Below are 25,188 nucleotides of genomic sequence, written 5' to 3' on the forward strand. Positions count from 1 at the left end.
GAAATGTGACCCGTAATGACAGGAATAACATGAAACAAATCGACATAGACGACGAATTATATCAATATATTGCAAGCAATACGCAAAGTATTGGTGAAAGTGCATCCACTATTTTACGTCGTTTATTAAATCTGAGCGGCGAAAAAATTCTAACCGCAAACGTAGAACTAACTCAAAACAATCAAACTGCGACTACGTCCACTGCTACATTAAAAAGCTCAGACCCAACGGCTGCTGAGACTACAAAAAAACAAACACCTGTAGCTCACGCACCTGTGCAGCAAAAAAGTGATAATATTTTTAATGTACTAAATAAAGAAGAGCTGGCAATGCAAAAGGGCGTTGTTGGACGTTTTTTGTTTATTTTAAGTGCATTTTACCGTACACATAAAACTGACTTTTCGGCTGTATTAGATATAAAAGGCCGCGACCGTGTTTACTTTGCTACCAGCAAAGAAGACTTAGTTAATAGCGGCAGTAGCATGAATCCTAAAAACATAACTGATAGTGAATATTGGGTTATGACGAATTCTAATACAACGCGTAAAAAAATGATGCTTCATGAAGTGGCTCTTTGCCTTGGTTACAGTGCAGAGCAAGCTGAAAAAATTCGCGATTACCTGTAAGGAAATATAATGGCTATTCACTCAGGCGCAGGTAAAACTGCTCCACAATCGGCACTGGTTAATGTTCCAAAATTAGTATCTGCCTATTATTTAAATGAACCAGATCTTGAGCAGAACCCTGAGCATTGCGTTGCTTTTGGTACATCAGGCCACCGTGGGTGTTCTTACGATGTTAAATTTAACGAATCACACATTTTGGCGATTACTCAAGCTATTTGTGATTACAGAAAACAAAATGATATTTTTGGTCCGTTATTTTTAGGTAAAGATACGCACGCATTGAGTGAGGCTGCATTTAATTCAGCTATTGAAGTTTTAGTTGCTAACGAAGTGCAAGTGATAACGCAAGAAAACGGTGACTTTACACCAACACCTGTAATCAGTCATGCCATCGTAAGTCATAACAAGCTACACCCAAATGAGCTTGCAGACGGGATTGTAGTTACCCCGTCGCATAACCCTCCTGAAGATGGTGGCTTTAAGTACAACCCACCTAATGGCGGACCTGCTGATACCGACGTCACTAAATGGATTGAAGACAGAGCTAATCAACTTTTATTAGAAGATTTAGTTGAAGTTGAGTTATTCCCATTCGCTAAAGCATCGCGTTCAGGTTTTATCCGCTACGAAGATTTAATGACTCCTTATATTGATGATTTAGCAAATATCGTTAATTTAAAAGCAATTAGCGATGCAGGTATCAAAATTGGTATCGATCCACTTGGTGGTTCGGGTATTAATTTTTGGCCTGTTATTGCTAAAAAATATAATTTAGATTTAACCGTTGTTAATGATGTTGTTGACCCACGTTTTGCTTTTATGCCACTTGATAAAGATGGCAAAATTCGTATGGATTGTTCATCACCTTATTCAATGGCGAATCTTATTGCATTAAAAGATGATTTTGATGTGTCTATTGGTAACGACCCTGACTACGATCGCCACGGTATTGTAACGCCAGATGGTTTAATGAATCCAAACCACTTTTTAGCAGTGGCAATCGATTACTTACTTAAACACCGTGATTGGAATGAAACCGTAGAAATTGGTAAAACATTGGTTTCTAGCTCTATGATTGACAAAGTAGCTGCTCGTAACAGCCGTAAAGTTAAAGAAGTACCCGTAGGCTTTAAATGGTTTGTTGAAGGCTTAAGTAAAGGCAAACTTGCGTTTGGTGGCGAAGAAAGCGCCGGTGCGGCATTCTTACGTTTTGATGGCTCTGTATGGTGTACAGATAAAGACGGCTTCATAATGGGGCTACTCGCTGCAGAAATACTTGCTGTGACAGGTAAAACGCCATCAGCGCTTTATAAAGAATTAGAACAAGAGTTTGGTTCTCCAATTTATAAACGCCTAGATGCACCAGCCACAAGCGGTCAAAAATCACGTTTAAAAGCATTGAGTGCTTCTGATGTTAAAGCAGATACACTTGCTGGCGAGCCTATTTTGCAAAAATTGACTCATGCACCAGGTAACGATGCCGCCATTGGTGGTTTAAAAGTGGTCACTGAAAATGGCTGGTTTGCAGCGCGTCCTTCGGGTACTGAAGATATTTATAAAATATACCTTGAATCATTTAAAGGTGAAGCGCATTTAGCGTTACTTGAAAAAGAAGCTAAAAAGCTTGTAGATTCAGTTATAAGCTAACTTAATCTAATAATTTTAAAACGGCTGATTTATTCAGCCGTTTTCGTTTCTATACCTTGTGTATTTATAAAAATATATGCATAAAAGTATACTCCCACATTATTTTTAAAGGGCTTATTATATGTCAGCCAATCCATCTTACTTAAATGAATTAAAACAAACGGGCGATTTTTTAACGCTTAGTCGTGACAACGAATGGCATTTAGATGCAGCTGAGTTTGTTTTAGATAATGGGACTCGTGTAAATATACACGATACCGGTGTAATTGAGTTTCAACCTGCTGTTAAAACAAGCAAAGATGTAATTTATTCAAGCGCTGTACACGGTAACGAAACTGCGCCAATTGAAATTTGTGATACGCTCATTAAACAAATTATAAAAGGCGAGCTGATACTTAAGCAGCGTGTTTTGTTTATTTACGGTAATCCACAATCAATTAATATTGGCCTGCGTTTTGTAGAAGAAAACTTAAATAGATTATTTAATGGTCACCATACAGTTGAAGGTGTACCAATGAATAATGAGCGAAACCGCGCTGCAAAGCTTGAGCAGTACGTAAGCGATTTTTATGCCCGTGGTGAGCAAGGCCGCAGCCGAAGTCATTACGACTTACACACCGCAATTAGAGGCTCTAAAAACGAAAAATTTGCTGTGTATCCATTTTTACATGGTAAGCCATGGAAAAAGTCGCAGTTACAATTTTTATTGAGCTGTGGTGTAAATACCGTGCTTATGATGAAATCTCCTGCAACAACATTTAGCTATTATTCGTCATTTAGACACGGTGCTGACTCTTTTACGGTAGAGCTGGGTCAGGTTAAACCATTTGGCCAAAATGATATGGCCCGCTTTGAAAAAACAAAGCAAACCTTAACTGCATTAATTAGTCAAAATGAAGTTAAATATCCTGAATTTAATGCAAACGATTTTGAATTATTTGCAGTGCACCGCACAATTAATAGAACGCAGCACGATTTTAGTTTTCCTTTTTCTGACGATGCTGAGAACTTTACTGGCTTTGCGAAAGGTGAACTACTTGCAACCGACGGTGATACAGCGATTTACGCTGACGTTGAAGGAGAGGCTATTATTTTTCCAAATGCGAGCGTAGCATCAGGGCAAAGAGCACTCCTTACTGTTATTCCAATGGATATTGATAGTAATTTCATCTAATTTGACTCATCAGACCACTAGTAACTTAAAGTTAACTATATGATTACTATTAATTAAAGTAACCGTATCGTTAACTTGCCACTTATTTAGCCAGTATTTGCTTTTGTTTCGTCCCAGATTTGTTGAATAACACTTTACGTTAACGTAAAGTGTTGGCAGCTTTAATTAAAGATAGTGCAGATGTTGCAAAGTTTAACCAGCAACAATCACCCACAATAATAATTTAAAGGGGCACTGTTTTACCGACAACAAAAGAAGGTAGGTTATGAGTAATCCAAATAACGTATCGCTGAATATTAACCACGCGCTTGAATTTATTGATGGTCAAGCACTTAATATTCCAACCCTTAGTATTTTAACTGAGGACGGCGACATCCATCCTAGTGCAACCGCACCTGACATTTCAAAACATACCGCTATTAAGTTATATGAAACAATGCGTTTTATACGTTTGTTAGATGAACGTATGCAAGGCGCGCAGCGCCAAGGCCGTGTTAGTTTTTATATGCAATGCCTAGGCGAAGAAGCCGCAGTTACAGCCTCTGCTGCTGCACTTGATCAAGACGATATGATCATGGCGCAATATCGTGAACAAGCTGCATTGCATTACCGTGGTTTTACACTTGATCAATTTATGAACCAAATGTTTTCAAATGAATTGGATTTAGGCAAAGGTCGCCAAATGCCAATCCATTATGGCTCTAAAGCGCTAAACTACATGACGATTTCATCGCCATTGGGTACGCAAATACCACAAGCAACGGGTTATGCATATGGCCAAAAAATAAAGCACATCGACGCTAAAACAGGCGAGCTTGCCAGCACAATTGATAATGTGACTATTTGTTACTTTGGCGAAGGTGCTGCATCAGAAGGTGACTTTCATGCCGGTTTAAATATGGCCGCTGTTCACAGAGCGCCGGTTATATTTTTTGCACGTAATAACGGCTATGCCATATCTACCCCTGCTGATGAGCAATTTAAAGGCGATGGTATCGCCTCGCGTGGTGTTGGTTATGGTATTAAAACAATTCGTGTTGATGGCACAGATGCACTTGCTGTGTATGCAGCGACTAAAAAAGCACGGGAAATAGCCTCAACACAAGGTGAACCTGTACTTATTGAATCAATTGCTTATCGATTAGGCGCGCATTCTACGTCAGACGATCCAAGTGGTTATCGATCTAAAGATGAAGAAGCAAATAATCAAACCTGTCCTATTGATAAATTTAGAAAATGGCTGGTCAAACAAGACTGGTTAAACGAAGAAGACGATATAAAAGCAAAAGAGTCGATTCGTGAAGAAATTTTAGCAGCGCTTAAACGTGCTGAAGTTGTTGCAAAGCCCGCTTTAGAAGAACTGGTATCTGACGTTTACGATACACCAATTCCATTATTGCAACGCCAGTACGAGCAATTAAAAAAACATATAAAACAGCATCCAGATGCTTACCCAGTAACCGCAGGGAGAATTAAGTAATGGCTAAAATGAACATGCTCCACGCAATTAACTCTGCCCTCGATATTACGATGAATGAACACCCTCAAGCCTGTATTTTTGGTGAAGATGTTGGTTACTTCGGTGGTGTATTTAGAGCAACATCAGGCTTACAAGAAAAGTACGGTAAACATCGTGTTTTTAATACGCCTTTAACCGAGCAAGGTATTTTAGGCTTTGCTAATGGTTTAGCGGCATTTGGTGCACCTGCATTGGCAGAAATTCAATTCGCTGATTATATTTTTCCAGCGTTCGATCAAATAGTAAATGAAGCTGCTAAATTTCGTTATCGCAGTGGTAATGAATTTAATGTTGGTAACTTAACTATTCGTACGCCTTATGGCGGTGGTATTGCAGGTGGCTTATATCACTCGCAATCACCCGAAGCTTATTTTGCACATACACCGGGCTTAAAAGTGGTTGTACCGCGTAACCCTTATCAGGCTAAAGGTTTATTACGTGCTGCAATTAAAGATGATAACCCGGTCATATTTTTTGAGCCTAAGCGTTTATATCGTGCATCAACAGGCGAAGTGCCAGAAGAAGATTACAGTATTGAATTAGGCTCTGCTGAAGTAGTACAAGAGGGTACCGATATTACGCTTTTAGCGTGGGGTGCTCAAATGGAAATTATTGAAGCGGTAGCACAGCAAGCAAGCGAGCAAGGTATAAGCTGTGAAGTAATAGATCTTCGTAGTATTTTACCATGGGATGTTGAAACGATTGCTAAATCGGTTATTAAAACCGGCCGTTTAATCGTGAGTCATGAAGCGCCCATAACTAATGGCTTTGGTGCCGAGATAGCAGCAACAATACAACAAGCGTGTTTCTTGCATTTAGAGTCGCCAATTTTACGTGTATGTGGCCTAGATACACCATACCCGTTGGCACTTGAAAAAGAATACGTACCGGACGCACTAAAAGTGTTGGCTGCAATTAAACAATCAATGGATTTTTAGGGGGTACCATGGCTAAAGATTTTATATTACCCGATATTGGTGAAGGCATTGTTGAATGCGAAGTTGTTGAGTGGCTAGTTCAAGAAGGCGATACCGTATCTGAGGATCAGCCAATTTGTGATGTGATGACAGACAAAGCATTAGTACAAATTCCGGCAGTGCATGATGGCATTATTTCAAAGCTATATTATCAAAAAGGTGAAATTGCTAAAGTACATGCACCTTTATTTGCTATGGATGTAACTGGTGATAGTACGAGTAATGAAGTAGTAGAGGAGCCAGTTCAAGCTGAAAATCAAACTAATAACAATGTATCTGATGTAGTTGAGGACTTTATACTCCCAGATATTGGTGAAGGTATTGTCGAATGTGAGATTGTTGATTGGTTAGTCGCAGAAGGCGATGAAATAGAAGAAGACCAAGCGGTTTGTGACGTAATGACCGACAAAGCATTAGTACAAATTCCGGCAAAATATACAGGCACAGTAAAAAAACTATATTACCAAAAAGGTGAAATAGCAAAAGTACATAGCCCGTTGTTTCAAATGACAATTGCAGGCAGTGCAGCAAAACCAAATGTTGATATAAACCAAGCGGTCGTAAGGGCTCAAACTAATGCCGTCGCTGAAAAAGTTGCCTCTGTTAAAACGCAGCAAGCTGCTAAAGTTATCAATCAAAAAGCGGTTGCATCCCCCGCGGTTCGTCGTAAAGCACGTGAGCTAGATGTTGATTTAACGTGCGTTCCAGGTAGTGGAAAAAATGGCCGTATTTACAAGCAAGATATTGAAGAGTTTGTAAAAGGCGAAGTGCCAAATACTATTGATACTTCACCGCTTAATAGCGATGCTTCTCAAAGTGCAGTACAAAACCAAACACAGAATCAAAGCGGTGGTGTACGAGTAGAGCAAATTAAAGGCATTAAAGCGGCCATGGCCAAGCAAATGGTGGCATCGGTTTCAACTATTCCGCACTTTACGTTTAGTGATGAAATAGACTTAACACAGCTTATAGCTTTGCGCAGCTCCTTAAAAGAGCAGTACAAAGCACAAGGCGTAAAGCTCACCATGATGCCATTTTTTGTAAAAGCACTCTCGCTAGCAATGAAAGAGTACCCTGTACTGAATTCAAAAGTGAATGATGATTGCTCAGAGCTTACCTATTATAGCGATCATAATATTGGTATAGCGGTTGATTCAAAAATTGGCTTGTTAGTGCCTAATATTAAATCGTGCCAGAGTAAAAGCATTGTAGATGTAGCCAATGATTTAACTCGCTTAACTCATTCAGCGCGAGAAGGGCGTGTTGCACCGGATGATTTAAAAGGTGGGACGATTAGCATCTCTAATATTGGTGCAATTGGCGGCACTATCGCAACCCCTATCATTAATAAACCAGAAGTGGCTATTGTTGCGCTTGGTAAACTGCAGCACTTACCGCGTTTTGACGAAAGTGGGCAAGTTGTGAGTAAAGCTATTATGCAAGTGAGTTGGTCTGGCGATCATCGCGTTATTGATGGCGGGACTATTGCTCGTTTTAATAACCTATGGAAATCGTACTTAGAAAATCCATCGGTAATGATGATGGCTATGAGTTAATAATATAATTGTTTAAAACTGATAAAAAACCAGCAATTTGCTGGTTTTTTGTTTTAAAATAAATTGCTTTATATTAAGATTTATTTGTTGAACAAGTTTAATCAACACTCAATGGATTGTGGTTTGATATAGGGATGTTTGAAATAATATTGACTTTTACTTAGTCAATTTATAAACCCCCTCATACTATCTTAATTTGAACTCTGCAATTTTGTTTTAATGTAGGTACGAATATCAAATCCACTTATAAAAAATAATAAGGATTACAATGAAAGATCTTTTCTTTTTCGATTCAATGATAACCCCTAAAATAATCACTTTTATCTACTGGCTAATTTTATTTGCTTCATTAGTTTCAGGGATTACTGCTATGTTCACAAGTTATGGTGGTGGCTTTATTACTGGTATTGGCATTATTGTTTTCGGAGCAATTGGTGCAAGAGTTTGGTGTGAGTTTGTGATTGTGTTATTAAAATAAATAGTAATTTACAAAAAATAGCTGATAAAGAAAATTAATTAAAACCAAGCTCAGCAATTGCTGAGCTTTTTTGTATATGGCAATTTTAACTTAAAAAATAAATGCCATAGCCCACGGCCAAAGCAGGAATAGATGTATAAAGCGTAGCTATCACTGCAGCTCTAGGAGCCATTGCTATTGCTGGAAATAACGCATCACCATCGTTAGAAATCGCGTTTCCTGCTAAAGCACTAAAGGGAATAATGCCTTGAATATACAATGTAGTGACAATTATTTGCGGGCCACAGCCAGGTAAAAACCCAATAACAACTGCAATAAGCGGTGCTAAATAGGCATAATGTACAAACCACGTTTTTAAGTTCAGTCCTGCAATATTGACTAAAATTTCAAATAACATAAAAGAGGCTACTACCCATGCAGTTACAAAGTGTGTGTCTTGTAATACTTTAATTATTTTAGAAGGAGGATTGCACGTATCATCTTCTGAGGTCACTTCTTTATAACTTTCACCCTTTGACGAAAATGCCCAAATACTGACAACAAAGAGTGCCATTGCGGCACCAAAAAAATTGATCATAGTATCTATATTTGTGCCAAATTTTGTGAAGTCGACATTAAATGCAATTAAGAAAGCAATGATTAAGCTAGGTACAATTGTTATCATCCACACAGGTTTACTAATTTTAATAATATTAGTGGGTAAAATTTTAATTTGATGTTTTTGTTCTTGCGCTGTTGGGCGTAAAAAATCTTTACTGTGCATTGCATTAACAAGTAATCCACTTACTATACCGACAGTTAATCCTATCCCCATAATAATTAAACCTTCAGTAGGGCGTGTGGCAAGTAGCAAAAAAGCAGCATCGCCCATCGTTGCTGTTAGCACCGCAACAATAGAGCCAAAGCTCGCTTGACCTTTAGTAAACTGCGTAACAACTATAATAGCGCCACCACAGCCAGGTAATGCACCTAAAACAGCAGCAAAACTAATTTCTAAAATAGGCGACTTAGCACTTAAATAACTCAGCTCTAGTTGAGGTAAATGCTCTATAGCGTAGTAATAAATCAAAAGGGTAGCAGCAACAAACACACTCACTTGAAAAAAAGCATCGCTTAACGCAATCACAGTAATTTCACGTAAGGTAGGTAATGCTAAGCAAACCAATATAAATAAAGGTAGCAATAAACGTTTGTTTTGGCCTATAAACTGTCTTGACGCGGGAGTTATTAAACCAAAGTGAGAGAGTAGAATCATACAATGCGACCTAATAAATTATCTAAGTCACACTGTATATTTTAATTAAACGATAATCAATATCATTTACATTAATTAAGTCGAATGCTTGTTTGAATTTCCGATTAAAATAAAACAATGTGCGTATCCATTTATGTGTCAATATCACCTACTTGTGGGTTATAACCACAATAGGCTACCTAACCTAAAAATAAAAAACACATCGCTGTAAATTTAACCTTTGATGGTAAACACGACTTATATTATTTACGTTGAAATTCTGAATTTGTATTCCACGTTGGCCATTGCTCTTGCTCAGAAATATCAAAACCTACTTTATAAAACAATTGTAAGTCTTGAACAGCACCCGATAAATCCCATTCATCTCTATAACGATCACATGGTTGATGGTAACAACCGCGAAGTACTAAGCTCATACGTTTACGGTAATTAGCCGTTTCTTCATCAGCAGCTACTGTGCCGCCACCGGCGTACATGGCTGGAATACCCATGTTAGCAAATGCAAAGTGATCAGAGCGGTAATAGCCACCAGATGACGGTTTAGGATCGCCTGATATTGTTCTGCCTTGCTCTTTAGCTGCAGTTGCTAAAAACTCATCCATTTGTGATTTACCAATACCAACCACATTCATGTCTTTTACTTTGCCTAATAAATTTAAGCTATCCATGTTTATGTTAGCGACTGTTTTATTCGCTGCAATTACTGGGTTTGCTGCATAGTATTTAGAGCCAAGTAAGCCTTGCTCTTCAGCAGTTACCGCTAAAAATGTCATTGAACGGCTAGGGTGCTTAGGTAACTTAGTAAAGGCTTCAGCTACTTCAATTAGCCCAGCTGTACCCGTTGCGTTGTCATGAGCACCGTTATAAATTTGATCGCCTTTACGTGTTTTATCCGTACCTAAGTGATCCCAGTGAGCTGAGTAAATAACATGCTCATCTACTTGCTCGCTTCCTGGTAACGTGGCAATAAAGTTATACGACACTGATTTTTTAATCGTATTTTTAACATTAACAGAAGCAGTTAAATCGCCCATATCAACATGGTAAGCACCTTTAGCAGCATTTGTTTTAACGGTATCAAAATCTAAACCTGCTTTAGTGAAAAGCTCTTTTGCTACGTCAGTTGTAACCCAGCCTTCAACAGCTACACGATCCATATTGTTGTTTTCTTTTTGAAAACCAAACTGCTCACCGCTCCACGAGTTTTCAACAACAGACCACGGGTAAGATGCAGGTGCTGTTTCATGAATAATAATTGCGCCAGCTGCACCTTGTCGACTTGCTTCTTCATATTTGTATGTCCAACGACCGTAATAAGTCATTGCATCGCCAGTAAATAAAGCAGGGTCTTTTGTTGCAAAGCCCGGATCGTTAACCAGCATTACAACCGTTTTGCCCTTAACGTCTAACCCTTCGTAGTCATTCCAATTGTACTCAGGTGCATTAACGCCGTAGCCCACAAATACGAGTTCAGAATTTTCTATGCCTTCTTGTGCGCTAATGCGGCTGCTACCCATAACCATGTCTTTTTTATATTGATAGTCTTTACCACCAATACTAAGCACCATGTTCGAATCAGCTTCTAAAGAAACCAATGGCACTTCTTGTAAATAACTGTCGCCATTACCAGGCTCTAAGCCTAAAGCTTTAAACTGCGCAGTTAAATAATCAAGCGTTAGCTTTTCGCCAGGTGATGAAGGAGCACGGCCACCAAACTCATCCGATGCGAGTACTTTTACATGTTTAGCCAGTTCATTAGCTTGAATACTGTTATAACCATTTGTTACATCAGTAGGAGTGATACTTGTTGTTGCGCAACCTGCTAAAACAGCAGTAGCGAGGAGTGTGAGAGAGAAATAATGTTTCATGTCAGCTCTTTTTTTGTTTTAAGTTGTGATTAGTATATTAACTTCTATTAAGCAGAACCAGTTTTTGCGGTAAACTTATCGTAAATTATAGGCATAAATTGTTAAAGGTTTAAATGAAGCGTTTTACTCCCCCCGAGCAGTGGCAAATCAGTAGTTTAGAAACAGGTGCATTTGCGCATTTACGTGAGCTATTTAAAGTTAACGAACTGACAGATTGGCCGGCGCCGCAGTGGTTTTCTCCATTTTTAACCGCTATAAATGAGAATAATATCCCTATTACTTTTGAAGAAGATACAAAGGTAGACTTTGGCGATCGGTATTACGAGCAAGTAATTTTTGAGATGGGTGTTGTGCCTACACGCAGTGAAAATTGGCATGACTTGTTCGGTGGGTTTATATGGTGTTTATTTCCTAAAACCAAAGCGTTAATAAACCATAGACATGTACAAGATATAGCTGAGCATGGACTGCAACAGCGTACCAAGCATCGTAATGCACTAACGCTTTTTGATGAATGTGGCGTTGTATTAGCTATAAGTGAGAGTAAATGGCAGCAGTGGCTTTGCGATCACCAATGGAAAACTGCATTCGTTGAACACAGACATGAGTGGGGTAAAACAATAAAACCTTTTATGTTTGGTCATGCTAATTATGAAATGCTAACAAAGCCTTATATAGGTTTAACGGGTAAAGCGTTATTTGTTTGTGTACCTAATGAAATATTTTGTAAAGATTTAGTAACTCAATACCAGTACCTTGACCAAGCCCTTTATGAGATGATTAATACAGATAACTGCTTAGCCGATAACAAAAAGCTTTCACCACTGCCTTTATTAGGTGTGCCTGGCTGGCATGACGAAAACAAAGACGACTCTTTTTACAACAATACAGATTATTTTAGAGCGAAACGAAGGATGCGAACATGATAGAAGTTGCTGGGCTTAAAAAGAAATTTAAGCTAACTAAAGATCACAAAAAAAATAAAATAGACGACATCGATCCTCGTGAAGATAAAGACTACTTTCACTCAGTACGAGACGTTAATTTTAGTTGCGCTAAAGGTGAGGTACTTGGATTGCTCGGCCCAAATGGTGCGGGTAAAACGACGACACTTAGAATGATTTCAACCGCGTTAAAGCCCGATGAAGGCTCAATAACGATTGCCGGAAACGATATTGTAAAAAAACCGCTATTGGGACGTAAGTCTATTGGTTTTTTATCAGGCTCTACAGGGTTGTATGGCCGCTTAACTGTAAAAGAAAATATAGAGTATTTTGCAAAGCTTCATGGCATGAACAAAAGCGATATAACAACGCGTTGTGATGAGCTATTTACATTGCTTGATATGCACAAATTTGTAGATAAACGGGCAGAAAACCTTTCAACAGGTATGAAGCAAAAAGCAAATATTGCGCGTGCGGTTGTTCATCGCCCAGCAGTTGTTGTGCTTGATGAGCCAACAACGGGCCTTGATATAATGACAACACAAACAGTTATTAAATTTATCAAAGGTTTAAAGGCGCAGGGGACACCTGTTATTTTCTCAACCCATCATCTAGATGAAGTTGCACTTTTATGTGACCGTGTCGCCGTAATTAACGAAGGTATTAGCTGTTTTGACGGGACAGTAGAAGAGTTTAAACAAGCAGGCAATAGTGATGAGCTTAACCAAGCGTTTATGAATATATTAACGGAGAAACATGATGTTTGAGGTATTTAAAAAGGAATTAAGAGAGTTATTACGCGATAAAAAAACGCTATTATTTGTAGTCGCGCTCCCTGTTGCTATATTTCCGTTATTGTTTGCCGTAATGGCATTTATAAGCTCGCAAGCTGCAATGGACGCTGAGCAAAAAGTAAATACTTACGCGATTATCAACGGTGAATACGCACAAGAATTTACTGACAAAGTGTTTTATCACAAAAGTTTTGAGCTTTATAAAGGGGATAAAACCTTTAACAATATTGATGAGCTTAAAGCAGGCGTAATCGCTGGCGATATTGATATGGGTATTTATTTACCAAGTCATGCTGTGCAAACATTGGACGATGGAAAACAAAGCCAGTGGCAGGTTGTTTTTAACGATTCAAAATCTATCAACTTTTTATTCGAACGCGTTAAAGAACTCGCAAAAGAATACAGTGACGTGCTGCAAACTCAAAAGCTAATCAGTTTTGGTATTGAAGAGTCTGTTCAAAAATCTATTCTTAATCCGATTGAAGTCATAAAAGTGGATACAGCCGATAAACGTGAAAACCTTGGCGAAAAAATTGGCGGGTTTTTACCTTATTTACTTATTCCATTAGTATTGATGGGGGCAACTTATCCCGCTATTGATTTAGGCGCTGGCGAAAAAGAACGTGGCACGCTAGAAACACTCCTACTTACACCTATTACGCGTACAGAGCTGGTGCTTGGTAAATTTATAACCTTGTTAACTACATCCATTGCCTCCACAACCATAACGGTCTTAAGTATGGGCTGCTGGATAGCACTGGCGCTCGCATTTGCCGATCTTGATTTTATTAAAGCGGCATTTAGTACATTAGCAGTTACCGACTTACTGATGATATTTTTACTATTATTACCGGTTGCAGCTATATTTTCGGCCTTAGCTCTGGCTATATCTATCTATGCTCGCACGTTTAAAGAAGCGCAAAACTATATGGCACCACTTAGTATGGGCGTATTTTTCCCGATTATTATTTCAATAATGCCAAATATGGAACTCACTGCTAAAACAGCATTTATTCCAGTTACAAACGTGGCTTTAGCGATTAAAGAAATAGTAAAAGGGACTGTTGATTACACATTCATAGGCTTAATATTTTTAGCCACTGCAATCATTGCTGCAGGGCTACTGGCCTTTTGCGTTAAGTGGTTTAATCGCGAAGATGTACTTTTTAGATGATATAAAGTTATCCTGGCTTTGGTAATTTATTACCAAAGCCAGTAATCGTATATTTAAGTTTTATAGCAGCGTTTAGCTGCTATTTTTATATGTTGATTTTAATTATGGAAATCATCAATAATACCAATACCCTTAATTACGTGACCTATTTTGAAGTAAGAAAATTATGTTGATAACAAAGCAAAAACTTCTTTATTTAATTGTTATCACTAATTGCTCTACCTCCTGCATCCACGCAGTCGTATAACAGGAATTTTAACGCAGTTAAAGTCAGATTTAATCCCTGAAATTGATTAAGTATTATTGCGGATTGGTATAAAAAACCTTTTAAACAGCTGTTTACGAATGTTGCTCTCATGGTCATTAGTTCCCAATGTTCAGATCTGTTCAGAACGTATTAACGTACTCTATGCTTATAATTACCTCGGTGTTTATTAATTTAAGTTAGGCGTGTTGAACTTTTGTGGGTGAAATCTCAAAAATAGACCTGTTTTTTAGTCAAAATACAGCCTAAATAATGTGGTGTTACTTATAAGGGATTATTTATAAATAGGCGATAGCGCAGCATAAATGCCAAACATACGCTGCCAATTGCATTCTCCCTTATGACTTATGACTTATGACTTATGACTATTGACTCTTTGCCGCTTATATTGAGATAGGTAAAGCGCGTTAGTAATCTGCAGACATTTTACTTATTCTTAATGTAAGTCAGTAAGGTAACGCAGGAGCAGCTAGCTAGCCCAAAGGTTATAAACCATGTGCCGCGATATAGGCCCTTGACGGAACAAATTTCAATCTTGAATGATAAACAGGGCGTAATGCTGAAAAACTATACGTAAATAGTTACCCGTTACTAATAAAATAATTGCACGGTTAATACATAAATGGATTTACGATGCCATCTCAGATTATCAATCTTTAAGTAACTAAAAGCTAAATATTGAAAATTACCCCTTATAGACCTGTAAGCTCTGGTTTTTAGGATATTTAATTGTTTAATACTCTATACTGTTTAGTAGTTCAATTTAGTGGCGAAAGTAAATGTTAAAAAAGAATATTTTTTTAAGAAGCACAAAAAATAACAAGCTGATACTTTTGGTAGTAATAACATTTATAGTTATTTCATTACCCTCGCTTTATTTATTTGAGAAAAAAGTAAGAAGTGACGTTTATAATACGGCTCAAATTGAATTAAAAAGAGAATTAGAAACAAAAACGCTGTCTTTAAAAAAGCACTTTAAAGACAGCGTTACTGCTATCCGATTTCTAGATGCTACACCACCAATCCAAGGTATTTCTCGCGCCTCAGAACATAAATTGATAGATCCACTATTGGGTACGCCAATTGCGGTCTGGCAAGAGCGCTTAGCAAGTATATTTTCGGGTTTTATGCGCACAGACGAAAGCATATTACAGGCACGTTATATTACACTAGCAGACGGTGGCCGAGAAGTTGTTAGGGTCGATCGCACTGAGCTCGGCAGCCTAGTTAGGCTCGATGGAGAACAATTACAACAAAAAGGACAACGTGACTACGTAATTAAAGCCAGTATATTAGATGCAAATTCAGTTTACATTTCCCCTATAAATTACAATCGAGAAAATGGCGAAATACAGCAGCCTTACATTAGTACTTTTCGAGTTGCTAAACCTGTTTTCGACGAACATAAGCAAGTGTTTGCAGTACTAGTCACTAATTATTTTGCAGACGAATTATTTAAAAGCTTAATTGTAGAGTCTCCAAGGGGCATTGCTATTTACTTAATGAATAATGAAGGTGAATTTTTATACCATCCAGATACTGACTTACGATTTGGCTTTGAGTTTAACCAAAGTAGGACTTGGGATGATGAATTTAATGAAGCCGAAGAAATGTCTGTAGGCAATACACTGCCAATAAATAGTTACCCTCAACAATACTACTTAAAAAAACGGATTTATTTTGAAGGAGATATCGCGATGCTCCCTCTTGAATTAGCTGTTAGCTTAAATACTCATGATTTATTATTGAAAGTGAGTGAAAGGCGACAAAATTTCATTATTTTACTCGTAGTGTTTTTTAGCATCTTTTTAATAATAACCTCTATATATCAAAGATTCATAAACCGTAAATTACTTATACATTCATTGAAAGAGCAAAATAACAAAGTAATAGAAAATTCTTTGGACGCTATTTTTACAATTGAAGAAACGGGACAAATTGTTCATTTTAATAACACGGCTAAAAATGTATTTGGCAGTGCTCTAGAGGACAAAGAAAACGATTTCATTTCACTATTCAACTTAAATAAAGCGGATATTAATTGTATTGAAGAAACTATAATTGATGGGGCAAAAATGCCCTTCGAAGCTATTTATACTGATGCATTTGGTAACAAGCAATTTTATTCGATAACACTCAGTAGTATTTTTGATGTGTATAACAACCGCTATCAAGTTGCTGCGATTTTAAGAAATATTACTTCACTGAAAAACATACAATCAGAACTTGAAGGTTTAAATAGTACTTTAGAGCTTAAAGTATCCCAAAGAACCATAGAACTAGAACGCGCTATAGATCAAGCCCTAGCAGCGAGCCAAGCAAAAAGTGACTTTGTTGCTAACATTTCTCATGAAATTCGTACCCCAATGAACGGCGTATTAGGCATGCTAGAAATGTTAAAAGAGGAGGGGCTATCTGAGCAACAGCATCATTATTTAAAATTAGCTAACAGCAGTGCACATTCATTAATGAACTTAATTAATGACATCTTAGACTTCTCTAAAATTGAAGCCGGAAAACTCGATATTGATAATCATACTTTTGATGTTGTCACCGTATGCAGTGATATGATTACTTCTTTAGCATTGCAAGGACAACGAAAAGGACTTGAAGTTTTTTTAGATACAAAAGACGTTATCGACCGGATGGTGATTGGTGACAGTCACCGCTTAAAACAAATTTTGATAAACTTAGTTAATAATGCCTTTAAGTTTACCCACAAAGGTGAGGTTAGCTTAACAATTGGCTCTAAGTACATCACCAATTCTAAACTGTTAATGAGTTTTACGGTCAAAGATACCGGGATTGGTATTGCTCCTGAAAATTTAGATAGATTATTCGAGGTGTTTACACAAGAGGATTCAAGTACGACTCGTCACTTTGGTGGAACAGGTTTAGGTTTATCTATTTGCAAAAAGTTAGCCCAGTTGATGGGAGGTAATATTACGGTTACTAGTAAAAAAGGGATTGGCAGTGTTTTTATTGCTACGGTAGAGTTGCATGTTGCACAGCAGAAAAAGTTAAATACGAGCATTGAATTAGCGACATCAATTAACGTGGCAACATTAATTGCGCGTGATAACGTATTTAACAACGTCACAAATTTACTAGTACACGCGTGTAAAATAGATAAGGATAAAATTGTCCGCTTAGATTATTTTAGTGGACATAGTGCATTTGATGCCGACTTATTAATTATAGATGATGAGCATCCACAAATTGATGCCCTCATTAGTTTTTGTAATCAATATGATAAGAAATATGTGCTGATTTTACGTGATATGGTAGTAAACAAGCAGTCTACGATAGTGGCCGAATATAGCCATATTTTAAATAAACCACTTACCCAAGATCAGTTTAGCTACAAGTTAGCGAGTTTATTCGGCGCAAATAATGAACTTGTGGTTGCAGCAGCTAACCATTTAATTGAAGAACCTATAGAGCCAGACTTATCGAATTATAATGTATTATTAGTTGATGATAATATGATCAACGTTGAAGTTGCTAAAGCTATTTTAAAACATACGAAAGTAAAAATAACCACCGCATCAGATGGCTTAGAAGCATTAGAGGTATTAAAACTACATGAGGGTCAAACCTTCGATATTATTTTAATGGATTGTCAAATGCCAAATCTCAACGGTTACGATACTACTAGCGCAATAAGAAGTGGTAAAGCGGGAAGTGAATATTCGTACGTGCCAATTATTGCTATGACAGCAAGTGCGATGGAAGGTGACAGAGATCGCTGTTTAGCTGCAGGGATGAACGATTATATTACTAAGCCAATAAAGCCACAAACGCTAAAGAGTAAGCTATTGACTTGGTTAAACTGAATCACATCCATTGTGTAAGTGTTCAGCTGCTATGCAGCTGATTTTTTTGGTTTAGCTTCTACTGAGCTGACTTTCGGTGCAGCTAGTTTTGTAATATCAGCACTGTCGAGCACGGTTTGCGTATCTGACCAATGTAATAACTCAATTTTTCCATCTTTTTGCTCTACAAGTGCCGTGCAGCTCTCAATCCAATCCCCATCGTTGCAATACATAATCCCATCATCCACTTTTATTTTAGGGTGATGAATATGTCCACAAATAATACCATCTACTTTTTGTTTTTTAGCTTCGCGGATAGCGGCATCCTCAAAGGCTTCAATAGCTTCACGGGCTTTGTGTACTCGCGCTTTGATCCACGCGGCAAGTGAGTAGTAATTCCCACCAAATACTTTACGTATACGATTTATCCAACGATTTAAAAATAATAAAAAGTCGTATCCGGCATCACCAGCTATGCTAATGAGTTTGTTATAGCGAGTTGCGATATCAAATTCATCACCATGAACAAGCAAGAATCGCTTATTAGCTTTAGTGGTGTGAATAAACTGTTGATGGACCTCAACACCGAATAAAGTTTGATCAACGTAGTTACGAAACGTCTCATCGTGATTACCGGGAATATAAATGACGCGTGTCCCATTAGCTGCTTTTTGTTGTATAGAATTTAATACTTGATAATGTGAAGAGTGCCAATAAAACTGACGTTTCATTGACCATAAATCGATAATATCACCGACTAAATAAAGTGTATCGGATTCTACCGAGTTTAAAAAATCAAGTAAGTAATCAGCTTTACAATCTTTGTAACCTAAATGAACATCAGATATCCAAATGGCTGGATAATGTTGTTTTTTACGCAGTTGATTGTTTGTCATGCCCGTCATCCATAGTGTAATAATTAAACACTGTAGATAAATCTAATGACACTTATGAGACACTTTAGCGAAGCCTCCATGACAATTTACACCAAGGCACGTAATTAAAAGATTTCTACAAAGCTAGAAAAGGTGAGTCATTGAGCAGCTATTATTATGCATTGCTATTATCGCTCATCAAAAAGGCCGCATTTTAAATGCGGCCTTTTAGTCTATTTTAAGCGTGCGTGTTATTAACCTTTAACAGCCGCTTTAATTGCATCAATTGCTGTGTCGATATCAATCATTAGCTTTTCACCGGTGCGGCGGTTTTTAAGCTCAACTTTGTTTTCGTCAAGGTTGCGCTCACCAATTACTAGCGTAAATGGCACACCAATGAGTTCCATATCGTTAAACATAACACCAGGGCGCTCTTTACGGTCATCAAATAACACATCAAGACCTGCATCTTTTAAACCTTGGTAAAGGTCATTTGCAATATCAGGAATACGATGCGATTTGTGCATGTTCATTGGCACAATTGCTAAATCGAATGGCGCGATTGATTTTGGCCAAATGATCCCGTATTGATCGTTGTTTTGCTCTATAGCAGCAGCAACAATACGTGAAACACCAATACCGTAACAACCCATGGTCATTGTTTGGTTTTTACCGTCTTCGTTTAATACGCCCGCTTTCATTGCTTGTGAGTATTTAGTGCCAAGCTGGAAAATATGCCCAACTTCAATACCACGTTTAATTTGTAAAACGCCTTGGCCACATGGGCTCATATCGCCTTCAACAATATTACGGATATCAGCAACTTCATAATTAGTTACATCACGATCCCAGTTAATGCCGCTGTAATGCTCGTCATCTTTATTAGCACCGGCAACAAAATCAGCAAGTACGTTAGCCGTTCTATCAACAATAATTGGCATCGACAGGCCAACCGGGCCAAGTGAACCAGGTCTTGCACCAATAGCAGCAACAATATCAGCCTCTGTTGCCATTTCTAGCGGAGAGTCTACTAACGGGTGCTTTTCAGCTTTTAGTTCATTTAATTCGTGATCGCCACGCAGTACTAAGGCTACAAGACCACGTACTTCGTTTTCATCAGGCGTGCCATAAACAATTAACGTTTTAACACCGCGATGTGGCTTAACACCGTAGTGTTTTTTAAGCTCGTTAATAGTTTTAGCGTCAGGAGTTGGAAACGCTTTAAGCTCTTTTGATGCTTCAGGGCGTGGATCGTTTGGTGCAAGCGCCTCTGCTTTTTCAATATTAGCGGCGTAGTCGCTGCCATCACTAAATGCAATGGCATCTTCACCTGATTCAGCAAGTACATGAAACTCGTGCGATACGCTTCCGCCGATAGAGCCTGTATCTGCGATAACAGGACGGTAATCAAGACCTAAGCGCTCAAAAATATTACAATATGCCTTGTGCATCGCTTGATATGTTGCATCTAAACATTCTTCACTTAGGTGAAAAGAGTAGGCATCTTTCATTGTAAATTCACGAGCACGCATCACACCAAAGCGAGGACGGCGTTCGTCGCGTACTTTAGTTTGTACTTGGTATAAAGTAACTGGTAACTGTTTATAGCTATTAATTTCTTTACGAACGAAATCAGTAATCACTTCCTCGTGCGTTGGTCCAAGTGCAAATGTACGATTATGACGATCAGTAAAGCGCATTAGCTCAGGACCAAACTCATTCCAACGACCAGACTCTTCCCACAAATCAGCCGGTTGAATAACTGGCATTAGCATTTCAATGGCGCCAGCTTTGTCCATCTCTTCACGTACAATGTTTTCTACTTTACGTAGTACACGTAAACCAGAGGGTAACCAAGTGTATAAACCCGAAGCGACGCGACGGATCATACCGGCTCTAAGCATTAACTGATGCGATACGATTTCAGCATCTGATGGCGTTTCTTTAAGTGTTGCGAGTATATATTGGCTTGTACGCATGTTTTTTCCGAAATAGAGTAATTATGTTCTTTTAATAGAGCTTAAGTTTAACAGCGGATGCTTTTACACTAAAGCGCTAAGTGAGTTATTTAGTTTTTTTCTATGCTTGTTACTAGGTTATGCTCGCCATTGACTTGCCAGCGAATATTATAATTGTACAAAGTCATACCGTAGCTTTGCTCGCCATCTTTTTGTTTTTTATAGGCAGGGCGGGGATCTTGTTTTAAAACATTAGCTATAAAATCATGTAAATCTGGGTACTGTGTTTGCGCATCAACAAACTCAATTGCCTGAGGGCTAAATTCAACCGTCATTTGTGTTTCTGGGCGTGTATCAGCAAAGCCAGCACTGGCGTCAAACATAGCATCTGAATAAGGTAAGTACGGTTTAATATCGATAATTGGTGTGCCATCAAGTAAATCAATGCCAGCGAGTAATAAACTAAGTTGTCCGTTTTTATACTCAATACCTTCGAGCTTTACTGCGCTCATACCAATCGCGTTTGGTCTAAATGTAGCGCGTGTAGCAAATACACCTTTTCGTTCATTGCCACCTAAACGAGGTGGACGAACCATGGCAGAATAACCTTTATCGGCCGTTTCATGAAAACGAAATAACAACCAAATATGAGTAAATTCATCTAAACCACGTACAAACTCTTCGCGATTAAAATCAGGTGCAAAAATAAGTTTTGCCTTGGCTTGTGGCACTAAACGAGGTTGCCTAGGTATAGCAAACTTTTGTTTATAAGGAGATTCAATGTGGCCAATAGCCGAAATGGTATAATCGCTCATAGTACTCGGATACAAATAAAATAGAGCGCTATTCTACCTTTATTTAGCGACTATGGCATTAATGTGAATAAGTTTATTATTTATAGACTGCTTGGTCTATATGATGAAAATTAGCAGGCCTTAAAACAAAAAAGGGTAAGCTCTTAAGCTTACCCTATTAATACATGTTAAAGACTCATTAAAACATGTATTGAACTGATACAGACGCTACATCCATGTCTGGATCAATATCATCGTCAAGTTTGTAACGTTCATACTCTAAACGAAATTGAACATTTGTTGTAAGCGCATATTCAATACCTGCACCGTAAAACGCATCTCCACCATCTGTAGAGGTTGATATACTTCCTACTGGTAGGTCTTGTGTGTAGTCTGCGTCCCATTCAAGCCAACCAACTTTTGCGTATACAGTGAAGCTTTCAGATAGAGGAAGCCCTAGGCGTGCGGCAAGTGATACGCCATCAATCTCAGCTTTACTGTCTATGTCACTAACTTCATCAAAGTTTTGGTAAGCAAGCTCTAAGCTTAAGTACTCGTTAAATTGAGTACCAACATACCCTTTGAGCATTTGTGCATCGTCGTCAAAGTCAGTGTCGTTGTCACTGTCTTCAAACTCAAAAGAATATTGACCGTAACCGATACCAGTATAAATACGTGGAGAATCAAAATCAGAAATATCAGCGTGTGCTGCTGTGTTAAAACCCAGTGTTGCTAATGCAAGTGCAGAAAGAGAAAGTGTTTTAATCATTGTGAATAGCTCCTTTACAAATTAAAAATTAATGTTCGATTAAGTCAATCAAACTTCAATTTAATAAGTGCAGTGAACATGCCAATTTTAAAAACAAGTAAAAACCCCTCATAATACCTACTTTAGTACTGGTTATCGCAAGGGGTTGTTTGGTTTTTAAGCAATGCGAGCTTTTGTAGTGATTTGTTTTCTAAACAGTTTTGTACGTTTTACAAAACAACATGAGTTTTTTACACAGCTACATTTTGAATTTACAGAACAGCTAAAAGTTATACATTGTGTAACAGGTTTTCAGTTTCAATTGCTATTTCTTTCATTTTAATAGCGTAGTTTTCTAATTTTAAATCTTCGTCTGTCACAGCTTTAAATTCAGGCACTTCTACTGGATAACCCGTTTCATCCATTGCGACAAAACTTATAACACAGTGATTTGTTTCAACCATATTTTGTGTTTTTGGATCGCCACAACGTACTTGAATAAATATCTGCATACTTGTTTTACCGGTATGCGCTATTTTAGCTTCTACTTCGACAATTTGCCCTACTAATATTGGACGTCTAAATTTAACCCCAGCAACTGACACAGTCACACAATAATGACCACTCCAGCCAGCTGCACATGCATAACCAGCTTGGTCAATCCACTTCATGACGACTCCACCATGAACTTTACCACCAAAATTTACATCGGTAGGCTCTGCTAAAAAACGAAAAACAACTTTTGACGACGGCATAGATATTACTCATTTATTAATACTGCATATGAGCATAGCGCAAAAAAGGGGCCGAAGCCCCTGCAATTTAGGATATGTTTATAATTTATATGTAAAAAACGTAGTTATATAACTATACGACGCATAATTTAGTTACATATTAGGGTAATTTGGTCCACCAGCGCCTTCAGGTGTTACCCACGTAATGTTTTGGCTGGGGTCTTTAATATCGCAAGTTTTACAGTGCACACAGTTTTGGGCATTAATAACAAACTCTTTATTGCCTGCTATTTCTTGTACTTCGTAAACGCCAGCAGGACAATAACGTTGTGCGGGTTCATCAAATTTAACTAGGTTTACGTTAATAGGAATTGACGCATCTTTAAGCTTTAAATGACACGGCTGTGATTCTTCGTGGTTAGTATTTGATAAAAACACACTTGAGAGTTTATCAAAGCTAAGTTGTCCATCTGGTTTTGGATACGCAATTTTGTCAGCAGCTTTTGCATCAACAAGGGTAGAGTGATCGGGCGTATTATCTTTAAATGTAAACGGTAAACCGCCATTAAAAATATTTTGATCAAGCGTGTTATACGCACCACCTATAAACTTACCAAGTTTGTGCATTGCAGGGCCAAAGTTACGAGATTGATATAGCTCTTTATATGCCCACGATTGCTCAAACGCTGTCTGGTATTTAGTTAAATCGGTATTTGCTAACTCATTTTGCAGCGCTTCGAAAATAACCTCAGCGGCAATCATTCCCGATTTCATTGCTGTGTGATTACCTTTAATTTTTGCAAAATTAAGTGTGCCTGCATCGCACCCTACAAGTAAACCACCAGCAAAATGCATTTTTGGTAATGAATGCAAGCCACCTTTAGCAATAGCACGCGCACCGTAAGCAATACGTTCAGCGCCTTCAAGTACGTTTTTAAAAACTGGATGGTGTTTCATTCGCTGAAACTCATCAAACGGACTCAAATGTGGGTTTGCGTAATTTAAATCAACAATTAAACCAACAACGACTTGATTGTTTTCACTGTGATACATAAATGCACCACCATTAGTATCGCCGCTAAGTGGCCAACCTGTACCATGAACAACTTTGCCAAGCTCATGTTTACTTTCATCAATTTGCCAAATTTCTTTAAAGCCTAAACCGTAATGCTGCGGCGATGAACCTGCATCAAGTGCAAACTCATTAATTAATTGTTTACCTAAATGACCACGGCAACCTTCTGCAAAAATAGTGTATTTTGCACGAAGCTCCATGCCTGGCATGTAACCGTCTTTTTCATTACCGTCTTTGTCTACGCCCATATCGCCAGTAATAATCCCGTTTACTGCTTTATCTTCAATTATTAAAGAGTGTGCGCTAAATCCTGGAAAAATCTCGACGCCTAAGTTTTCAGCTTGCTCTGCAAGCCATCGACACACGTTACCCATAGATACAATGTAGTTACCATCATTATGAAATGTTTTTGGTGTAGCAAAGTGGGGGATTGATGTCGCTTTTTGCTCGTTGTTAAACCAATAAATTTCATCGTTAGTTACTTTGGTTGTAACCGGTGCGCTAAGCTCTTGCCAATTAGGTAGTAGTTCATCCAAAGCTTTGGTTTCAAAAATAGCCCCAGAGAGTACATGTGCACCTACTTCAGAACCCTTTTCGACTACGCAAATCATGCACTCTTGTTGTTTTTCTTGTGCTAATTGCGCGAGTTTAATTGCACTTGAAAGCCCAGCAGGGCCTGCACCAACAATTACTACATCAAATTCCATGGTTTCACGTTCGACCATAATAACCTCTTTATCTATGACGGACTTATTTGAATGTTTACTACGCATTTAAATAAGGTGTACAGCCTATTTTTAACCTTGCAAATTAAACGTTACAGACTGTGAATAGTTAAAGGTTATTTTAGGTTGACGTTTACGTCAACAGGAAGTAGTCTAATTTCATAAAATAAATAGGTTGACGTGCACG

18 protein-coding genes and 1 pseudogene are annotated in these 25,188 nt (G+C 38.1%); 11 read left to right on the forward strand and 8 right to left on the reverse strand.

Translation table 11 applies throughout. The features are described from left to right. The first annotated feature begins 29 nt into the window (after positions 1 to 29). From seqA to D172_RS08435, 7 genes and pseudogenes are all read left to right on the forward strand, one after another. Positions 30 to 626 carry a replication initiation negative regulator SeqA gene (gene seqA / locus D172_RS08405; RefSeq protein WP_007375759.1) on the forward strand — a complete coding sequence of 199 codons (597 nt, stop codon included), beginning with the start codon at positions 30 to 32 and terminating at the stop codon, positions 624 to 626. A 9-nt stretch (positions 627 to 635) separates the two neighbouring features. After that, positions 636 to 2,273 carry a phosphoglucomutase (alpha-D-glucose-1,6-bisphosphate-dependent) gene (gene pgm, locus D172_RS08410; protein ID WP_007375760.1) on the forward strand — a complete coding sequence of 546 codons (1,638 nt, stop codon included), beginning with the start codon at positions 636 to 638 and terminating at the stop codon, positions 2,271 to 2,273. Positions 2,274 to 2,394: 121 nt separating this feature from the next. Beyond that, complete coding sequence (gene astE, locus D172_RS08415; RefSeq protein ID WP_007375761.1) at positions 2,395 to 3,447, forward strand: succinylglutamate desuccinylase; 1,053 nt, start codon at positions 2,395 to 2,397, stop codon at positions 3,445 to 3,447. Positions 3,448 to 3,712: 265 nt separating this feature from the next. Further along, complete coding sequence (locus D172_RS08420) at positions 3,713 to 4,927, forward strand: thiamine pyrophosphate-dependent dehydrogenase E1 component subunit alpha (RefSeq protein WP_007375762.1); 1,215 nt, start codon at positions 3,713 to 3,715, stop codon at positions 4,925 to 4,927. Then, entirely contained in the window at positions 4,927 to 5,904 is a 978-nt protein-coding gene (locus D172_RS08425; RefSeq protein ID WP_007375763.1) for an alpha-ketoacid dehydrogenase subunit beta, read from the forward strand. Before D172_RS08420 ends, D172_RS08425 begins: the two co-directional genes overlap by 1 nt. 8 nt (positions 5,905 to 5,912) lie before the next feature. Continuing rightward, positions 5,913 to 7,499: a dihydrolipoyllysine-residue acetyltransferase gene (locus D172_RS08430; protein WP_007375764.1), complete on the forward strand. Its 1,587-nt coding sequence runs from the start codon at positions 5,913 to 5,915 to the stop codon at positions 7,497 to 7,499. Between the two features lie 268 nt (positions 7,500 to 7,767). Beyond that, a pseudogene (locus D172_RS08435) lies at positions 7,768 to 8,015 on the forward strand (DUF4282 domain-containing protein). A 47-nt stretch (positions 8,016 to 8,062) separates the two neighbouring features. On the opposite strand, the gene D172_RS08440 reads toward D172_RS08435, so the two are convergent. Both D172_RS08440 and D172_RS08445 read right to left on the reverse strand, forming a co-directional pair. Next, positions 8,063 to 9,232, reverse strand: coding sequence for a putative manganese transporter (locus D172_RS08440; protein WP_007375766.1), 1,170 nt, complete (start codon positions 9,230 to 9,232; stop codon positions 8,063 to 8,065). Between the two features lie 242 nt (positions 9,233 to 9,474). After that, positions 9,475 to 11,100, reverse strand: a complete 1,626-nt coding sequence (locus tag D172_RS08445) for a M28 family metallopeptidase (RefSeq protein WP_007375768.1) — start codon at positions 11,098 to 11,100, stop codon at positions 9,475 to 9,477. A gap of 113 nt (positions 11,101 to 11,213) precedes the next feature. Between D172_RS08445 and D172_RS08450 the strand changes: the two genes are divergently transcribed. The 4 genes from D172_RS08450 to D172_RS08465 all read left to right on the forward strand — a co-directional run bounded on the left by D172_RS08450 (position 11,214) and on the right by D172_RS08465 (position 18,113). Continuing rightward, the gene (locus tag D172_RS08450; RefSeq protein ID WP_007375769.1) at positions 11,214 to 12,026 is read left to right on the forward strand and encodes a DUF3025 domain-containing protein; all 813 of its coding nucleotides are present in this window, start codon (positions 11,214 to 11,216) and stop codon (positions 12,024 to 12,026) included. Continuing rightward, positions 12,023 to 12,811 carry an ATP-binding cassette domain-containing protein gene (locus tag D172_RS08455; protein ID WP_007375770.1) on the forward strand — a complete coding sequence of 263 codons (789 nt, stop codon included), beginning with the start codon at positions 12,023 to 12,025 and terminating at the stop codon, positions 12,809 to 12,811. Before D172_RS08450 ends, D172_RS08455 begins: the two co-directional genes overlap by 4 nt. Then, positions 12,804 to 14,012: an ABC transporter permease gene (locus tag D172_RS08460; RefSeq protein ID WP_007375771.1), complete on the forward strand. Its 1,209-nt coding sequence runs from the start codon at positions 12,804 to 12,806 to the stop codon at positions 14,010 to 14,012. The genes D172_RS08455 and D172_RS08460 overlap by 8 nt, the downstream gene beginning before the upstream one ends. 1,098 nt (positions 14,013 to 15,110) lie before the next feature. Continuing rightward, the gene (locus D172_RS08465; protein ID WP_007375772.1) at positions 15,111 to 18,113 is read left to right on the forward strand and encodes an ATP-binding protein; all 3,003 of its coding nucleotides are present in this window, start codon (positions 15,111 to 15,113) and stop codon (positions 18,111 to 18,113) included. Between the two features lie 29 nt (positions 18,114 to 18,142). Here D172_RS08465 and D172_RS08470 read toward each other — a convergent pair whose 3' ends face one another. The 6 genes from D172_RS08470 to D172_RS08495 all read right to left on the reverse strand — a co-directional run bounded on the left by D172_RS08470 (position 18,143) and on the right by D172_RS08495 (position 25,001). Further along, positions 18,143 to 18,988: a UDP-2,3-diacylglucosamine diphosphatase gene (locus D172_RS08470; RefSeq protein WP_007375773.1), complete on the reverse strand. Its 846-nt coding sequence runs from the start codon at positions 18,986 to 18,988 to the stop codon at positions 18,143 to 18,145. Positions 18,989 to 19,221: 233 nt separating this feature from the next. Further along, positions 19,222 to 20,946: a proline--tRNA ligase gene (locus D172_RS08475; protein ID WP_007375774.1), complete on the reverse strand. Its 1,725-nt coding sequence runs from the start codon at positions 20,944 to 20,946 to the stop codon at positions 19,222 to 19,224. Positions 20,947 to 21,035: 89 nt separating this feature from the next. Next, positions 21,036 to 21,740: a tRNA (N6-threonylcarbamoyladenosine(37)-N6)-methyltransferase TrmO gene (gene tsaA, locus D172_RS08480; RefSeq protein WP_007375775.1), complete on the reverse strand. Its 705-nt coding sequence runs from the start codon at positions 21,738 to 21,740 to the stop codon at positions 21,036 to 21,038. A 178-nt stretch (positions 21,741 to 21,918) separates the two neighbouring features. Then, complete coding sequence (locus D172_RS08485) at positions 21,919 to 22,488, reverse strand: outer membrane beta-barrel protein (protein ID WP_007375776.1); 570 nt, start codon at positions 22,486 to 22,488, stop codon at positions 21,919 to 21,921. Between the two features lie 269 nt (positions 22,489 to 22,757). Beyond that, entirely contained in the window at positions 22,758 to 23,222 is a 465-nt protein-coding gene (locus tag D172_RS08490) for an acyl-CoA thioesterase (RefSeq protein WP_007375777.1), read from the reverse strand. A gap of 132 nt (positions 23,223 to 23,354) precedes the next feature. Beyond that, positions 23,355 to 25,001 carry an electron transfer flavoprotein-ubiquinone oxidoreductase gene (locus tag D172_RS08495; protein WP_007375778.1) on the reverse strand — a complete coding sequence of 549 codons (1,647 nt, stop codon included), beginning with the start codon at positions 24,999 to 25,001 and terminating at the stop codon, positions 23,355 to 23,357. Between the last annotated feature and the right edge of the window lie 187 nt (positions 25,002 to 25,188).

Source organism: Pseudoalteromonas sp. Bsw20308, from assembly GCF_000310105.2.
In the GTDB taxonomy this organism is placed as follows: Bacteria; Pseudomonadota; Gammaproteobacteria; order Enterobacterales; family Alteromonadaceae; genus Pseudoalteromonas; species Pseudoalteromonas fuliginea.

What these genes read in the sequence shown, in the direction of transcription:
- seqA (WP_007375759.1), top strand. Translation starts at nt 30, where the DNA reads ATGAAACAAATCGACATAGACGACGAATTATATCAATATATTGCAAGC.
- pgm (WP_007375760.1), top strand. Translation starts at nt 636, where the DNA reads ATGGCTATTCACTCAGGCGCAGGTAAAACTGCTCCACAATCGGCACTG.
- astE (WP_007375761.1), top strand. Translation starts at nt 2,395, where the DNA reads ATGTCAGCCAATCCATCTTACTTAAATGAATTAAAACAAACGGGCGAT.
- D172_RS08420 (WP_007375762.1), top strand. Translation starts at nt 3,713, where the DNA reads ATGAGTAATCCAAATAACGTATCGCTGAATATTAACCACGCGCTTGAA.
- D172_RS08425 (WP_007375763.1), top strand. Translation starts at nt 4,927, where the DNA reads ATGGCTAAAATGAACATGCTCCACGCAATTAACTCTGCCCTCGATATT.
- D172_RS08430 (WP_007375764.1), top strand. Translation starts at nt 5,913, where the DNA reads ATGGCTAAAGATTTTATATTACCCGATATTGGTGAAGGCATTGTTGAA.
- D172_RS08440 (WP_007375766.1), bottom strand. Translation starts at nt 9,232, where the DNA reads ATGATTCTACTCTCTCACTTTGGTTTAATAACTCCCGCGTCAAGACAG.
- D172_RS08445 (WP_007375768.1), bottom strand. Translation starts at nt 11,100, where the DNA reads ATGAAACATTATTTCTCTCTCACACTCCTCGCTACTGCTGTTTTAGCA.
- D172_RS08450 (WP_007375769.1), top strand. Translation starts at nt 11,214, where the DNA reads ATGAAGCGTTTTACTCCCCCCGAGCAGTGGCAAATCAGTAGTTTAGAA.
- D172_RS08455 (WP_007375770.1), top strand. Translation starts at nt 12,023, where the DNA reads ATGATAGAAGTTGCTGGGCTTAAAAAGAAATTTAAGCTAACTAAAGAT.
- D172_RS08460 (WP_007375771.1), top strand. Translation starts at nt 12,804, where the DNA reads ATGTTTGAGGTATTTAAAAAGGAATTAAGAGAGTTATTACGCGATAAA.
- D172_RS08470 (WP_007375773.1), bottom strand. Translation starts at nt 18,988, where the DNA reads ATGACAAACAATCAACTGCGTAAAAAACAACATTATCCAGCCATTTGG.
- D172_RS08475 (WP_007375774.1), bottom strand. Translation starts at nt 20,946, where the DNA reads ATGCGTACAAGCCAATATATACTCGCAACACTTAAAGAAACGCCATCA.
- tsaA (WP_007375775.1), bottom strand. Translation starts at nt 21,740, where the DNA reads ATGAGCGATTATACCATTTCGGCTATTGGCCACATTGAATCTCCTTAT.
- D172_RS08485 (WP_007375776.1), bottom strand. Translation starts at nt 22,488, where the DNA reads ATGATTAAAACACTTTCTCTTTCTGCACTTGCATTAGCAACACTGGGT.
- D172_RS08490 (WP_007375777.1), bottom strand. Translation starts at nt 23,222, where the DNA reads ATGCCGTCGTCAAAAGTTGTTTTTCGTTTTTTAGCAGAGCCTACCGAT.
- D172_RS08495 (WP_007375778.1), bottom strand. Translation starts at nt 25,001, where the DNA reads ATGGTCGAACGTGAAACCATGGAATTTGATGTAGTAATTGTTGGTGCA.